The sequence below is a fragment of the Agarivorans sp. TSD2052 genome (assembly GCF_023238625.1).
In the GTDB taxonomy this organism is placed as follows: domain Bacteria; phylum Pseudomonadota; class Gammaproteobacteria; order Enterobacterales; family Celerinatantimonadaceae; genus Agarivorans.
Window position 1 is genome coordinate 53576 of record NZ_CP096670.1, and the last position, 12899, is coordinate 66474.

Consider the following 12899-nt stretch of genomic DNA (forward strand, 5'->3'; position numbering starts at 1 on the left):
GAGCATGAGCAGCAACGGCGACGGTTTATTTACTGAGGCCATCATAAATCAACGCTGGGTAACGGCGAACAGGCACCTACCGCCGCTAAGGCCTTGTTGCTATCTATTGCTTAACGCTGACAGGCTTAGCTATGCCCCGCATTTAGCGGAATTTTAATCTCGAAACAAAAGCCTTGTTCGGGTTGGGTCACCACACTTTGCTGCCAGTTAAGCTTCTGAGTAATGATGTTGTAAACAATATGCATGCCTAATCCACAGCCTCCGTTGACTCGGGCAGTGGTATAAAAAGGCTCAAAAATATGATTTAAGGTCTCTTGGGTGGCCCCTTTGCCATTGTCTGTCACGGTGAGTGAGTGATAGCCGCGTCGAGTTTGCAGGTCGATGCTGATGGTTCCTGCGCGCTTCCCGCCCTCAAAACCATGCATTAACGCGTTAGCAAACAAGTTGGTAATCACCTGAGCAATGGCACCCGGGAAAGTCGTTACCATGATATCAGGATCTAAATCTGTGGCTAAGTTGACTTGGGTACCGGTTAACTGATGTTGCAAGCTGTCTAAAACTTTAACTATGTAGTCAGCCAAATTAATTATGCGTTGTTCTTCATAGCTTTGATCAACAGCCACTTGCTTAAAGTTAGTGATCAGTTCGGCGGCGCGTCGCGCACTATTGCTGATAATGTCACTGGTGTTCGACGCTTGTTCGACAAAGTGTTCAAAATTAGCTTTAGTTAATTGCTGATTACTCGCTTGTTGAGCCAGCTGGTTAATTTGTTCTTTCAAATGACTCGCTGCCAATAAAGTATTCCCTAAGGGCGTGTTTATCTCGTGAGCAACACCGCTCACTAAGCCACCCAGCGCGGCCATTTTTTCGCTTAGCTCCACTTGAGTTTGGTATTGTTTGGTTTCTTCTAATAGGCGCTGGTGGTCAATGATGTCGGCTATTTGTGGAGAAATAAATTCGATAAATTCAGCATGTACTCCTTCTACCAAAGCCACTAAATAACCAAAGTGATGACGGTCATTTTTCAGCTCTGTTAGCACCCACAAGCCACGGTGCAAGTCATCACTAACTTCTTTTTCAAAGGCTGTTGGCAAACTGCGCTGTGATTCGCCGATAGGCAATACGTTTGAGTGTAAATTATGACTTAAGCAGATCTTAGCGCGGCCATAATCATCAAAACTTTGCTGATAAATGTATAACTCTGGGATGCCTAATTCGGCAAGGGTACCCTGAGCATTCAATAGCACTTGTTCTAAAGTGGCTCTTTGGTGTAATAAACTGGTTACGGCAAGGCGTTGCGCGTTGCTATCGCGCTGTTGAATTAATTGTCGTTGTAGTTCGTCGTGACTACGTGGTGAGGTTTCGTGAACGGGGTCGCCGGTACTGGCGCGCATTATTGCCATAGTTTCTAGTTGGTATTGGCTTTCTAGCTGGCCACCGTTTAAGAGTTCGTCGATAAGCTGAGCGGCTAATGTTCCGGTGCGTTGGGCCGGATACATTGCAGTGGTAAGGCTAGGTTTAATGGCATCGGCATATTCAAAATCGTCGAAACCCGTTACCTTAACTTGATCGGGAATGCTTATTTGTTGTCGTTCTAATTCTTCTATCACCCCCTTTGCGCTGAGATCATTCACACACATGATGGCATCAGGAATGCGTTTGTGCTGGTTTAACCATTGCTTGCACAAATTTGCCGCACAAGCAGTGGTCATGTCACCCATCAAGTGCTGTTGCTCGGGTAAAAATAGGTCATGCTCGTTCAAGGCTTTAGACAAGGCTTTATAGCGTTGACGAGAATCGTAGTTTTCTTTAGGGCCATCGATATAAAGAATGTCCTTACAGCCTTGCCGAAGAACGTGTTTAGCCAGTTGGTACATGCCGTTGAAATTGTCCACCAATACAGAGGGGATGCCCGGCAATATCGAACCTACATTGATTATCGGTAAATCGCCGATGGCTTCAATTAATTGTTCCATGACTTGCGGTGAGGTTTTATAACCAACGCCTCCGCCGTAAAGAACCACACCATCAATATCTAAGCTAGGGATTTGTTTAATTAGCCATAAATCTTTTGCGGTAAACTGCTCTGCAACTGGCAAATAGCCAATAGGCATGAATAAACAACTATAGCGTTTTGGATCTAAGCTCGTTTGTACTCCTCGAATTACCAGTCGATCGATGGAGTGCAATAGAGTCGGTAATATAATGGCGATACGCTTTTTCATGAACTAACTACATTTGGCTTCTATATTTATCAATGTAGCAACTACTTGTGGATTTGCTGTGAGGTGGCTTAAGAAATGTTAAATATTTGTAGCGGGTGAAAGGGCTATCAGTGCTTTGCTATGAGCTGATTCACAAATCTAAGAGAATACCTGCTGGCACTATTGCAATACAACAATGCCAGCAAGGCTTAACTTATAATTGGCATTACTCGGTTACGCCCTAGGCGTTTAGCCTCGTACAGTTGTGAGTCAGCGGCATCAAAAATGGCTCTTGAGCGACTTACCGGGTTGAATTCGGCCACACCGAAAGAACTGGTAATATTGTCGATGCGTTGATTTGAACGACGATCTTTAAGGCTTAGTTTTTCAATGGCGCGGCGAACCGATTCGGCCAAGTGGCGAGCGGAGCGAAGGTTAGATTTAGAGCATATTATGGCAAACTCTTCGCCTCCAACACGATAGACTTTGGCGCCATCTCGGCAGGCCTCATTCATGCGTTTTGCGACCACTTTAAGTACTTGGTCACCGAGCATGTGTCCGTAATTGTCGTTAAATGCTTTAAAGTGATCGATATCGGCTAAAATTATACACAAGCCTTCAGGCTGAGAATCGAGGATATCTTTTAAGTCTGCGTCAAACGCGCGACGATTTAGCGCACCAGTGAGAGCATCGTATAGCGCATCTTTTTCAGTTTCTTTAAGTTGGTTCTTAAGCTTAGCTATTTCTAACTGAGCTTTGCTTAGTTGCGAATTAAAGAAGTCGGTGCTTTTACGAATGCTAGAAGCATCTTCTACCAGATTTTTTACCAGCCCTAGTACTTGCTCCAGAGGAATGCTGTCTTCTTCAATGCGATTGAGTTTGGCAAAGTTTTTGTCGATGCTCGATTGAAAAGCACTGGTATCTGAGCCTGTGTCACTCATGGTTTGAGACAATTCTGTCGCCATGGCTTCTAAACTAAGCCGCATACTTTTCATATCCAGCTCATCTTGGCTAGCAATATGGTTTTGATACAACACTTCGCTACTGGTGGTCGGAACGGTGTCATATTCGCTGATGATTTCGTCGATGGCCGCCGTTAGCTGGGGGTTTTGGTCTTCAACATACAAGTACCACAATGCGTAATTATTGGGCGTAGCAGGGATCTGATGTTTCATCATCAGTGGAACCGCTTTTTTTAGATTAAGTGTCGCTTGTTTTAAAATTTTATCGCTCATAAGAGCTCCATCGATACGTCATTGTTCACTGCTGCCTTGCTGTCTGTAGCTCAGACATTGTGGAACAAGCATTATGCTTAAACAGCATCGTAAATGAAACCTGTAGTTGTTGGTATAGCTCAATTATCTCAACGGCTTAAGGCCGGTTAAGACGCTTTGGGGCACTCGTACACATGCACCGACACTAATTCAGGAGAAGCGGTGGTGAGTGGTATCAGTTGTACAGCGTTTCCTTTAAGCGTCATCACCCTACTGGTCATTTCTTGCTTACCTTGATCGGTATCTAAACTTTGTGGATCTACGTTAAACACGCCGATAATATCGCAGCTGACTACATCGTCTGACTTGTCGGTGATCATCACACCTTGGTTTTGTTCTGGGGCTGAACTAGAACAGGCACTTAACCAGGCCACTGAACAAGCCACTAACAGCATTTTTTTCATAGGGGTTCCTACAGTATCAATATTGGGTGAGCAAAGGTTATTCTTCTTATCAACAGCTTAGTAAATTTTCTGGGGCTATGAAAATATTTTGCGCTTAAATTTAGTTGATGATCGAAAAAGTGGTCATCCAACTGGAGTTTCGAAGGGCTTAATCTAATGAGCACAAAAAAGCCCAGCAATGTTACTGCTAGGCTTGTTTATAAAATATTCGTTCGCTAATTAAACGGGATGAATTTCGCTTATTTAGCTAGCAGTATGCGTAACATACGACGCAATGGCTCTGCAGCACCCCATAACAGTTGGTCACCTACGGTGAAGGCTGATATGTATTCAGGGCCCATAGTCAATTTTCGAATACGACCGACGGGAACACTTAAGGTGCCGGTTACCTTGGTTGGAGTTAACTCTTGCGCTGATAACTCACGATCATTGGGAATCACTTTTACCCAATCATTATGCGCCGCTAAGATGTCTTCGATTTCAGAAACCGGAAGGTCTTTTTTCAGCTTAATCGTCAGTGCTTGGCTGTGACAACGCATGGCGCCAATGCGGACACAAATCCCATCAATCGGGGTTTGGTTATCACTGGTGCCTAAAATTTTGTTGGCTTCGACCTGAGCTTTCCACTCTTCTTTGCTTTGGCCGCTGGCTAGGGGAACATCAATCCAAGGGATTAAGCTGCCCGCTAGTGGTACGCCAAATTGATCGGTCGGGAAATCTGCGCTGCGCATTTTGTCCGCTACCTTGCGATCAATATCGAGAATGGCCGAAGCAGGATCCGCTAGCTCGCTGGCTACATCATCGCGAATTGTACCCATCTGGCTAATCAATTCTCGCATGTTGCGCGCACCCGCGCCTGAAGCCGCTTGATAGGTCATCGGGCTAACCCATTCGATTAAGTCTTTTTCGAATAGACCGCCAATTGCCATGAGTAACAATGAAACAGTACAGTTGCCGCCAACGTAAGTTTTAACACCCTTGGTTAAAGCTTGGTCAATAACATCACGATTAACGGGGTCTAACACGATAACCGCGTCATCTTCCATACGTAATGCAGAGGCTGCGTCGATCCAGTAACCATCCCAGCCGCTCTCGCGTAGCTTAGGGTAAACATCTTTGGTGTAATCGCCACCTTGGCAGGTGATGATGGTGTCCATGGCTTTAAGGCTGTCGATGTCGAAGGCATCTTGCAAGGTGGTCTCGCCGGTGCCCACATCTGGGCCAGCAATGCCGACTTGAGAAGTACTAAAAAAAACTGGGGCTATGTGGGCAAAATCGTTCTCTTCGCGCATACGCTGCATCAACACGGAACCCACCATGCCGCGCCAACCAACCAAACCTACTTTCATGGCCTGTTTACATCCTTTATTTTATGATATTTGTGTTTGCTTTTTCGTTAAGACATCGTCTTAAGCGACCTTTGAGATTACCATTTCAGCCACCTCAAAAGCTAGCGCTTATCGAATAAAATTGAACGTTTTTCAACCATGAATGACTATCCTGTGGGGCTTAGTATTGTATTTAAGCCCTGCTTGGAAAGTTGACTACCTTGGGTGACTGGCGTTGGTCATCGCCAATGGTGATATTTCGAGAGCGGCGTTTGCCTTGTGAGTAGCGATCGTAACTGGCGTCTGTGATGCCCATTTCTTGGCAAAACTCTACAAAACTGGCGAAGTCTTTGCCGCTAAAGCTATTGTCAACGCGAGTCAGTTGACTATCGATGTAAGCGTGGTTCCCGTTAAAACTAATATTGGCACAGGCATCATAGGGTTGGCCATACTCGCTGACCCTAATCGCTCTCACCATTTTAATTTCAAAAATCCAATCTCCAACTCGTATACAACGCTGTTCAAACTGTTCCATATTAATTCCATCTAGTTAAGGGGCGAGGGGCGAAACAACACCGAACTCTTCTTCAGTGTTAATGGTGGTTCAGCACAAATTGAGCCAAATATTTAGATCAATAAAATCAGGTGCTTAACTTAGGTAGTTGGCTATAGGTGTTGGGCAACGGCGACAGCTAAGTACTGGCAGACTATTAACAGAGGAGTATTTAGCAAGTTTTCTTTACAGCTCTACTTAAAATCAATGACTTAGCTAGAGATTGTGTGCGTCTTTTCGCTGTCGTTAAATAGCGACAGTATGATTTTTGCTCACGTCTGGCATTATAGGCGGCTCGTTTAATGGTTCTAGATTTGTTAGGGACAGTTGTTTGATTAATTTTCGCGCGCTTGCTTCCATACGGCGCCTCAGCTTTTGGGCTTTAGCTACGCTAGGTTTGCCCTTGTTATTGAGCTTGTTATTGGCCTCATATTATTTGCAACAAGTGTCTAAGCAAGGTCAGCACACTGCGTTTTTAGCCGCTGATCTGGTATCGAGTAGTAAACGGCTCGATGAGTCTTTGCTAGATCTAGAGCGCAGCGCTCGCCAATTTCGCGTGTTGGCAGACGAAAGCTTATTAGCGTTATACCAAAGGCAATGGTTACGTTTATCCAATGACCTGGCTGATTTTGAACAGCAGCGAGATGACGCCGAGTTATTAAATATCATTGCGCAGTTACATCAGCAGTTACAGGCGCTAAGTCTGATGATGGCAGAGCCAGAAGAAAATCAGAATGAACAGCTAAACCAACAATTTCGCGATTTGGCGCAGTTAGGACACCAATACGATCAGCGCAGCCAAAGCTTAGTGGAGGAATTAGCCGAGCAATTGGAGCAAGCGTCTCAGTTAGCGCAGCAGCGGCTAATTCTCAGTATGCTGAGTCTTCCTTTTGCTGCGACCGCCGCCGTGTTATTGGTGTTGGTGATTACTCGGCCGCTACAACAATTACGACCACAAATAGCGCGGCTTAAATCCGGTGAGTTTAATCAAGCGATTAAGGTTAGTGGTGCCACAGAAGTAATGGTTATCGCTGATGCTTTAGACGATATGCGCTTGCGCTTACTTAACCTTGAGCAGCAAAAAACCAGTTTTATTCGCCACATTTCCCACGAGCTGAAAACGCCTTTGGCGGCGATTAGGGAAGGAAACGAACTGCTCTATGATAATAGCGCAGGCCCTCTCAACCCGCAGCAGCAAGAAATTACCGAAATTCTGCGTGATAGCAGTTTACGCCTGCAACAACTGATTGAAGCCTTGTTAGACTTTAATTTATTGCTGGATACTCCAGGACAGGTTAACCAGCAGCCTGTATCGCTTAAAGGCCTTATCGAACAAGTCATTAGTAGCCATCGTTTAAGCCTTAATAGTCGTCAGCTAAGCACTCAGTTAGCCCTGCAAGAAAGTGTGGTGGTCGCGAATCAAGAGCAGCTCAGAGTTATCATTGATAACTTACTATCAAACGCGATTAAATTCTCACCTGAACAAGGTGAAATCACTCTCGGTTCAAGCGCGCAAGGTTCAGGGGTTACGCTGTATATTGATGATCAAGGCACGGGCATTGACGAAGCGTTACAACAACGTATATTCCAGCCTTTTGTGCAAGGAAAAGCGGCTAAAGACCCGCGTTTAAAAGGCAGCGGTTTAGGCCTAACCATTGCTAAAGAATTAGTGGAGAGGCAGCATGCTCATCTCCGCTACCAACGACTCAGCAAGGGGAGTCGATTTTTGGTCGAAGGATTACAAGGAAGCGAACCGGATGAAAAGTAGCTTAGCTAAATTACTGCTGTGCCTAAGCGCGCTGAGCTTAAGTGCTTGTCAGCTAATGCCGACCAATAAAGCTGAAGTGGCTGCTGTTGGCGACACTTCATCAATGATGGTGGGTAAATTTAGCCCAGCGGCTTACTATTTGCAGATAGCCGAACTGAGTGATGACCAGGTATTCAATGAATTAGAAACCTTATTACTTGATCCTGACTTAGGGGATAACTCGATAAAGCTCGGCCTGCTCTATGCTTATAAGAAATCACCGGTGAAAAATCCACACCGTGCCCATGCTGCATTTAATCGAGCCTTAAGCAGTCAGCAGACGGTTACACAAAAAGGCATGATCATTGCTCTAAACGATCAATTGGCCGATGCGCTTAGGTGGCAACATAAATATGAAAACCTAGGAACCGCCCAACAACAACAGCAACTGTTATTGCAGCAACAAATCGCCGCTCTAAAAATGCAGCTGGATGAATTAACCCGAATTGAGCAACAGCTAAATGAACGAAATTAAACACACTAATGGCAATGTACTGGTGGTAGATGACGACCCCAGTTTATTGAGGCTAATTAGCTTACGCCTTCAATCTGCGGGTTATCATGTACAGGCGGTAGCCAGCGCTAAACAAGCTCTGGCTGAGCTAGAAAGCTATCCTGCGCAGTTGGTGATCAGTGATGTGCGCATGGATGGCATGGACGGCCTAGCGTTGTTCAATGCCATTAAACAATTATATCCAAGCCTACCGGTAATGTTACTTACCGCCCATGGCAATATCCCCGATGCCATCGCGGCCACTCAGCAAGGGGTGTTTGGTTATCTAACTAAACCCTTTGATAGCCAAGAGTTACTGGCTAAAGTAGCTGAAGCTTTGCGTTTACAAACGCCTGCGGGTGAAAAAGTTCAGCCAAGTGAGCAAGCTGCATGGCGCCGCGATATTATTAGTCGCAGCCCCATCATGGACGTGCTAATTAAGCAGATCCAGCAAGTAGCGCCCAGCGATGTAAACATTATGATTCAGGGTGAAAGTGGTTCCGGTAAAGAGTTGCTGGCCCAGGCGATTCATCAGGCCAGTTCGCGTAACAATAAGCCTTTTGTGGCGGTAAATTGTGCCGCTATTCCAGAAGGTTTGTTTGAATCAGAGTTGTTTGGTCATGTGAAAGGGGCGTTTAGCGGGGCTGCTCATGCTCATAATGGCTTATTTCAAGCGGCTCATGGTGGTACTTTGTTTTTGGACGAAATTGCCGATACGCCTTTGAGTGTGCAGGTTAAGTTGTTGCGAGCCCTGCAAGAGCGTGAAGTTCGCCCAGTGGGTTCTACTAAGAACATTGCGGTAGATGTTCGGATTGTGTCCGCTACCCATCAAGATCTGTATCAAGCGGTGCAGCAGCAACAGTTTAGAGAAGATCTTTATTACCGACTTAATGTGGTCGAACTAGTTCTGCCGCCTTTGGCAAAACGCCAAGAAGATATACCCTTGTTGGTACATCATTTCAGTCAGCAAATCGCTGATCGCCAAGCCTCGCCACTTAAAACCTACTCCCCTGAGGCCATGGCCAGTTTAGTGGCTGCCCGTTGGCCGGGTAATGTTAGGCAATTAATGAATGTGGTAGAGCAAACCAATGCCTTATCTACAGGGCCATTAATTCCAGTACAATTAGTGCAGCAAGCTTTGCGAGAAAAAGCTGAATTGGTCAGTTTCTCTCAAGCTAGAGATGAGTTTGAGCGAGGTTATTTAGCGCGCTTATTGCGCTTAACTCAGGGTAATGTAAGTCAGGCTGCGCGCTTAGCGATGCGTAACCGCACCGAATTTTATAAACTACTGGAGCGCCACCATCTGCGCCCCGAGTCGTTTCGTGCTTAAAGGTGTTTCTCGTTAAAGCGATCAACAATGACCGCGCAAGCTGCGTCACCCGTGATGTTAAGTGAGGTGCGGATCATGTCAAAGATACGATCTAAGGCAAACAATAGTGGTAGGCCTTCAATAGGAATGCCTGCTGCTAATAGCACCGCGACGACCAAGAACGACGGCCCCGGCACACCGGCTTGGCCAATGGCACCCAAGGTTGCGGTAAAGATAATTGCTGCATAAGCGGCTAAGCCTAAATCCACTTGGAACATCTGAGCAAAAAATACTGCCACTAATCCATAATAGATGGCGTTACCGCTCATATTTATGGTGGCACCTAAGGGCAGCACAAACGAAGCGGTCGCTTTTGATACATTGAGTTCTTCTTCTACAACTTCCATGGTGACTGGCAGGGTAGCCATCGATGAAGCGGTTGATAAGGCCACGGCTTGTGGTTTTTTCATCGCACTCATAAAGTCGCGAACCGAGATATTAGAGAACAACTTAATGGTCAGTGGATAAAACACAAATCCATAAATTAGAATGGCTGCTACGTATACTGCAAAGAGCTTCGCCACCAAGCCCAACATAGCAAAACCAAAGGTGCCTACCGATTCAGCCATTAAGCCAAATACCCCAATAGGCGCAATGATCATTACGATGTTAATCATCCAGATAAAGGCTTTAATAATGGTGTCTAGGCTGCTCATTAGCGGCGCGGTTTTATCACTGGGTTGCTTAGACAATGCGACACCGAAGAACAAGCAGAACACCATAATTTGCAAAATGTTGGCGTCCATAAGCGAGGCGAAAATGTTCACCGGAATCATGCCGATAACGGTTTCCATGACACCGGGAACCCCGCCTTTATCAGCATACTCGCTAGAAAACATGCCGCTAGCTTGGCTAAGGTCAAGACCTGTTCCAGGTTGAAAAATATTGCCCATGACTAGGGCTAAGGCCACAGCTACCGCCGAGGTGGCAAGGAAAAAGGCGAAGGTGCTAATGCCAATTTTCCCAGCGGCTGGGCTATTCCCCAAATTGGCGGCACCCGCGATAATAGATACACCAATTAATGGGATCACCAACATTTTAATAAGATGGATGAAAATGGTGCCTAAGGGGGCAAATACGGCGGCTTGTTCGCCCATGAGTACGCCAACGATAGTGCCAATAATCATCGCGATGACGACTTGTACACCAATATTCTTGTAAAGCGGTTGTGCTGTGTCCATCAAGGTTCCTGTTGAGAGTGTTATCAGAGATTTTGATGGTCGCGAATTATACTGCATAAGTTATATTTTTGCGCCGTATGTTTCGAGTTAATATCATTTACTAGTGATAAAAGCTATTTTTTGGTTTATTTATGAACACTTGAAATTTTGGGAGTGGTGAGAGAGAAATGAGTGTTCAATAGGAGTGATGAGGTTGATGACGGCTTATTAGGCTAGTGGCATGTACAACACGTTTATCTTAATTTTATTATATGAGGACTTAAAGCGCCGCAGTGCTTAGCTTCTGGGCGCTTACGGTTATTAGCTAGCCGTTGGGTTATTTAGCTCTCGGCAGTGCTGAATAAATTGGTGGGTTTCAGCATTATCTTCTGGGAAGCTTAGCGGTAACTCCGATTCAATCAGTTGCTCATCTTGTTGATCAATTGAAATACAGAAATGTTTGCCTTGGTCTTCAGCGAACACGGTATGGGTATATAAAAACACTTGATTTTCATCATAAATATCAAAGGTATTGCTGTTGCCGTAAGTGACCTTGAATACCGCATACTGATCCGATGGTTTTCCCTCACTGCTGGTGGGGGCTTCACCATCACGGCGTTGATTAAGCGTAATGTTTACACGTTCAATCCCGTTGGCGACTAATAGGCGCTTATAAGAAACAACCTCGTCATCTGCTACATCGCTAGGGAAAGCGCTTTGCGGGGGGTAAAAGGTCAAAAATAGTTGGTTCAAGTCATCTGATTCAGACGCATCCCCGCAAGCGGTTAAATTAAGTGCCAAAAGCAGAATGACGATGGTTTTACAGCTCATGTTTTTCCTCAAGATTTTTCTGTGTCCACGTCCTGTGCTTGATTGTCCTTTAATAAAATTAAACCCAGCTTTAGCTGGGGATGAATAATGACTCTATTCTGCTTGCACTTCTATGACTGCGTTTAATTCACGGCAAGCCAAAATGAACTGATGGGCTTCTTGCTTGCTGTCGGCAATTTTAACCGGTGATTCCACCACTAACTCAAACTGGCTTAAATAAACACTTGGCAAGCAAAGGTGCCTTTGGGTCATATCGGAGAAGATGTCTACGTTATAAAGGAATTCACCGCCCTCAGAGTAAATATCTAAGGTGGTACTCGCAGTGAAATCAACTATAAAGGTCGCATTTTGGCTGGCTTCCTCGCCGTTGATTGATGGTTGTGCACCATCGCGACGTTGGTTAATGGTAATGCTTTGCGCAGGGGATCCGCCGTCGGCACGAAAATAACGTTTTTGAGTGATGGTGACACTATCGCCAGCTGAGCTAGGGAAAGAAGACGCGGGAGGATAAAAAGTCACTGCAATTTGGCTACGTGGTTGTTCATCTTCAACATTACAGGCCAACAAAAAACAGGAAAAAAGCGCAACAGCAACAATACGCAGGGATAACATAATAACTCCTAGAAAAAGACCGACTTCCTGTGAGTAATATTCATCCTTGAGTAATTACTGAGCTTTTTACAGAAAGCGGCAAGGCTAAGCAAGTGAAACTTTTACTTGTCGCTTAACTAGCGGTATTTTCTTTGTTTTTTGCGAGATTAATAACAGAACGCTTATTAATAAGCTGAGCCAAAATGCGCTAACGGTTGCCTAAAAATCTGTACATGATATTTTCACATCACGATTTATATTAGGAGCTCACGCCATGCCAAAGGCTAGTGAAATAAAAAAGAACGCCGCCATTGAACATAACGACAAAGTTTACTTTGTTAAAGACATCGCCAAACTTACCCCTAGTGGCCGTGCTGGCGCCAGTTTATACCGTATGCGTTTGTACGATGTAGCTACCGGAGCCAAAGCCGACGAGAGCTTTAAAGCCGATGAAATGATCAACTTGGCCGACGTTAGTCGCCATCAAGTGATGTTCTCTTACATCGACGGTGACGAATACGTGTTTATGGATAACGAAGACTACACTCCGTTCAACCTAAACAAAGACACCATTGCCGACGAAGTGCAATTTATTACTGAAGATACCGCTGGTATTCAAGTGGTAACAGTAGACGGTGCACCGGTAGCTGTAGAGCTTCCTGCTAGCGTTGAATTGGTGATTGTAGAAACCGACCCATCAATTAAAGGTGCTTCAGCTAGTGCCCGTACGAAACCCGCTATTTTAAGCACCGGTTTGTCGGTGCAAGTGCCGGAGTATATTGCCAGTGGTGAGAAGATTAAGGTAAGTACCACTGAGAAGAAATTTATGAGTCGTGCAGATAAGTAGTTATTTGCAGTGATTGATGAGTTTGGAAAGCAGCTTTA

12 protein-coding genes are annotated in these 12899 nt (G+C 45.2%); 4 read left to right on the forward strand and 8 right to left on the reverse strand.

What is annotated here, in order from left to right; genetic code table 11:
• Positions 1-125 precede the first annotated feature (125 nt).
• The 5 genes from M0C34_RS00255 to M0C34_RS00275 all read right to left on the reverse strand — a co-directional run bounded on the left by M0C34_RS00255 (position 126) and on the right by M0C34_RS00275 (position 5745).
• Positions 126-2225, reverse strand: a complete 2100-nt coding sequence (locus M0C34_RS00255) for a substrate-binding domain-containing protein (protein ID WP_248713667.1) — start codon at positions 2223-2225, stop codon at positions 126-128.
• Positions 2226-2413: 188 nt separating this feature from the next.
• Positions 2414-3439 (reverse strand): GGDEF domain-containing protein, encoded by a 1026-nt coding sequence (locus tag M0C34_RS00260; protein ID WP_248713668.1) that lies wholly within the window; start codon positions 3437-3439, stop codon positions 2414-2416.
• A gap of 146 nt (positions 3440-3585) precedes the next feature.
• Complete coding sequence (locus tag M0C34_RS00265) at positions 3586-3882, reverse strand: lipoprotein (RefSeq protein ID WP_248713669.1); 297 nt, start codon at positions 3880-3882, stop codon at positions 3586-3588.
• Between the two features lie 239 nt (positions 3883-4121).
• Positions 4122-5231 (reverse strand): aspartate-semialdehyde dehydrogenase, encoded by a 1110-nt coding sequence (gene asd, locus M0C34_RS00270; protein ID WP_248713670.1) that lies wholly within the window; start codon positions 5229-5231, stop codon positions 4122-4124.
• 172 nt (positions 5232-5403) lie between these two features.
• The gene (locus M0C34_RS00275) at positions 5404-5745 is read right to left on the reverse strand and encodes a hypothetical protein (RefSeq protein WP_248713671.1); all 342 of its coding nucleotides are present in this window, start codon (positions 5743-5745) and stop codon (positions 5404-5406) included.
• Between the two features lie 421 nt (positions 5746-6166).
• Here M0C34_RS00275 and M0C34_RS00280 point away from each other — a divergent pair, with 421 nt between their 5' ends.
• Genes M0C34_RS00280 through M0C34_RS00290 form a run of 3 tightly spaced genes read left to right on the forward strand, consistent with a single transcriptional unit; the run spans position 6167 to position 9393 of the window.
• Positions 6167-7531 carry a HAMP domain-containing sensor histidine kinase gene (locus M0C34_RS00280; protein WP_248713672.1) on the forward strand — a complete coding sequence of 455 codons (1365 nt, stop codon included), beginning with the start codon at positions 6167-6169 and terminating at the stop codon, positions 7529-7531.
• Positions 7521-8045, forward strand: coding sequence for a hypothetical protein (locus M0C34_RS00285; RefSeq protein ID WP_248713673.1), 525 nt, complete (start codon positions 7521-7523; stop codon positions 8043-8045). Before M0C34_RS00280 ends, M0C34_RS00285 begins: the two co-directional genes overlap by 11 nt.
• A complete protein-coding gene (locus M0C34_RS00290; protein WP_248713674.1) occupies positions 8032-9393 on the forward strand; it encodes a sigma 54-interacting transcriptional regulator in 1362 nt (453 codons plus the stop codon). The genes M0C34_RS00285 and M0C34_RS00290 overlap by 14 nt, the downstream gene beginning before the upstream one ends.
• On the opposite strand, the gene M0C34_RS00295 is transcribed toward M0C34_RS00290, so the two are convergent.
• The 3 genes from M0C34_RS00295 to M0C34_RS00305 form a co-directional block, all read right to left on the reverse strand.
• Entirely contained in the window at positions 9390-10613 is a 1224-nt protein-coding gene (locus M0C34_RS00295) for a dicarboxylate/amino acid:cation symporter (protein ID WP_248713675.1), read from the reverse strand. The genes M0C34_RS00290 and M0C34_RS00295 overlap by 4 nt on opposite strands.
• 300 nt (positions 10614-10913) lie before the next feature.
• Positions 10914-11423: a hypothetical protein gene (locus M0C34_RS00300; protein ID WP_248713676.1), complete on the reverse strand. Its 510-nt coding sequence runs from the start codon at positions 11421-11423 to the stop codon at positions 10914-10916.
• A gap of 93 nt (positions 11424-11516) precedes the next feature.
• A complete protein-coding gene (locus M0C34_RS00305) occupies positions 11517-12035 on the reverse strand; it encodes a hypothetical protein (RefSeq protein WP_248713677.1) in 519 nt (172 codons plus the stop codon).
• 253 nt (positions 12036-12288) lie between these two features.
• Here M0C34_RS00305 and efpL point away from each other — a divergent pair, with 253 nt between their 5' ends.
• On the forward strand, positions 12289-12861 hold the full coding sequence (gene efpL, locus M0C34_RS00310; RefSeq protein ID WP_248713678.1) for an elongation factor P-like protein EfpL: 573 nt from the start codon (positions 12289-12291) through the stop codon (positions 12859-12861).
• The last annotated feature ends 38 nt before the right edge of the window (positions 12862-12899 follow it).